Raw genomic sequence first — 2,208 nt, 5'->3', positions numbered from 1 at the left:
GATAATCTTTTTCAGATTCAATCAATAATTGAACCGCTCTATCTCTGATTTCAGGGGTGTATTTTACTTTTTTCATCGGGACATTCTCTCAAGAAAAGTGGTCTCCGACAAACCCGGTACGGTTCAGTTCAAGAGATCGTAAAGATTGCCTTTGGTGATCCTGTATGGGTTAAAGCTGAAATTAGAAGCCTGAACACCAAGAGTGGTCACTGCTACCTAGAACTTGCTGAAAAAGAAGAGGGCACTGATAAAGTCATTGCATCTTGTAAAGGAACCATTTGGAAGTCCACTGCAGCTAAGCTTCTGTACAAGTTTCAGAACGAAAGTGGAATGGAGCTGTCAAAGGACCTGAATATTCTGATTAAAGTCAAAGCCAGCTTTAGCCCACAATATGGGTTCTCAGTAAACATTGAAGACATTGATTCAAGCTTTACGCTCGGTGATCTTGCGAGACGTTACCAACAGATCGTAAAGCAACTCACAGAAGATGGCTTGATTGACAAGAATAAGAAACTCCCTACACCATTTGACATGAACAAGGTTCTCGTCATTGCACCTGAACAAGCTGCAGGATTAGGAGACTTTAGAAAGGATGCTGATATTCTGTATAAAGCAGGGGTCTGTGAATTCATCTATCACTCAGCAACATTTCAAGGTAATACAGCAGCAGCAAGTATAATTGCTTCTTTAAGCCAAGGATTAAGACAGTGGGCCAATGAATACAAAACACCTCCTGACTTGATTGTCATCATTCGTGGTGGTGGTGCTGTCAATGATTTGGCTTACTTGAATGATTACGATCTAGCTGCTTTGCTTTGCAAACGATCAGTACCTATTTGGGTTGGTATTGGACATGAACGAGATAAGACCATTCTCGATGAAATTGCACATCGATCTTTTGATACACCAAGTAAAGTGATTGGCGGTATTAGAAACCATATTGCTGAACGTGTAGATGAGGTCAAGGTTTTCATTCAATCCATCCAACTGTACTCTCAGCAGCAGATCCAAGCGTACCAAAGCCAAAATGATCAGTTAATGCAAATCACCAAATCTATGGCTCAGGCACAACTTAATCAAGCCAGCAAACAAGCTGACCAAGTGAAGACGAATGTCCATTACTTTGCTCAGCAACAATTGAAACGAGCAACGCTTAATGTGGAAACGCTGATGCGAATGACGCTGATCCAAAACCCTACAAATGTATTGGCTAGAGGTTATGCCATCGTTCGTAGTGGAGGGAAGGCTATAACATCCATTCATCAAGCCAAGGATCAAACTTTGGCGATTCAATTACATGATGGTTTAATCAATACACAAGTTTTACAGGTGAAACCAAATGAGTGAACAACAACTAACATTTAAAGAAGGCTATGACATCTTAAAGAAGAATGCTGAGCTTCTAGAGTCTCAAGAGGAGCCGGACATTGATAACCTGATGAAAGTTGTTGAAGAATCCATGGCAGCTTATAAAAACTGTAAGCAACGCATTGATGCAGTACAACAAGCATTGAATGAAAGCTTTAAGGATTAATCTTTAATTGTTAGCAGTTGATCCCACTTAAAGTAGTTCTGTGTTAGCCGATCTCGTGACATATTCCATGTTCTGTTCGGCATTAAACTCGCGCCCAAGGCAATCTTGGTTTTGCCATACTTAAGATGAATCGCTTCAAGGGAATCCATCAAGGCATTGCTGACTTCGATGTGTTTCATATCAGTGAACATGTCATACACATGGTTTTCCTTTGGTTCGAGACACGTCAGAATCACGCCGCATTTCTTGAATGCTATATCCTTTGCATACAGGCCATCAATCATCGTTGTAGCGAGTTTAGAGAGCACTAATAAGTTGTCGGTAGGTTCTGGTAAAGCTAATGATAAAGACTTGTTGTAGAAGGGCTTTGAGCTATCAAATGGGTTTGATTGAACGAAACCAATCAGACAACCACACAACAAATTATCATCTCTCAGTCTGCTAACCGCATCCATAACATACAAGGAAATGGCTTCTTTAAGATCATCAATGTGGTAGATGCGTTGACCATGTCAACGGCATTCTAAAATTGACCCCTTTTACCTTTCAAATGGCAAAGTAAAATTGACCCCTTTGATCTCGTATTAAATTTCAACCTGGGGCTGAATCCCAATTCTTTTTTTATCCTTCAAACGATAACTCTCACCCGATATTTGTACCACATGACAGTGATG

Annotated in this window: 2 protein-coding genes and 2 pseudogenes; 2 read left to right on the top strand and 2 right to left on the bottom strand. The window is 40.4% G+C overall.

Going from position 1 to position 2,208, the window contains the following annotated elements:
• The first annotated feature begins 135 nt into the window (after positions 1-135).
• Positions 136-1,347: an exodeoxyribonuclease VII large subunit gene (gene xseA, locus FTU17_RS17150; protein ID WP_180136124.1), complete on the top strand. Its 1,212-nt coding sequence runs from the start codon at positions 136-138 to the stop codon at positions 1,345-1,347.
• On the top strand, positions 1,340-1,534 hold the full coding sequence (gene xseB, locus FTU17_RS17145; RefSeq protein WP_004644823.1) for an exodeoxyribonuclease VII small subunit: 195 nt from the start codon (positions 1,340-1,342) through the stop codon (positions 1,532-1,534). The genes xseA and xseB overlap by 8 nt, the downstream gene beginning before the upstream one ends.
• Here the strand turns inward: xseB and FTU17_RS17140 are convergent.
• Both FTU17_RS17140 and FTU17_RS17415 read right to left on the bottom strand, forming a co-directional pair.
• A pseudogene (locus FTU17_RS17140) lies at positions 1,531-2,043 on the bottom strand (DUF4113 domain-containing protein); the annotation flags it as partial. The gene xseB and the pseudogene FTU17_RS17140 overlap by 4 nt on opposite strands.
• 75 nt (positions 2,044-2,118) lie before the next feature.
• Positions 2,119-2,208 (bottom strand): annotated as a pseudogene (locus FTU17_RS17415) (AAA family ATPase); the annotation flags it as partial.

Source organism: Acinetobacter sp. YH12070, assembly GCF_013419625.1.
In the GTDB taxonomy this organism is placed as follows: domain Bacteria; phylum Pseudomonadota; class Gammaproteobacteria; order Pseudomonadales; family Moraxellaceae; genus Acinetobacter; species Acinetobacter amyesii.
The sequence above is the reverse complement of the archived record's forward strand: the minus strand, read 5'-3'. Positions and strand labels throughout refer to the sequence as shown.

What these genes read in the sequence shown, in the direction of transcription:
- xseB (WP_004644823.1), top strand. Translation starts at nt 1,340, where the DNA reads ATGAGTGAACAACAACTAACATTTAAAGAAGGCTATGACATCTTAAAG.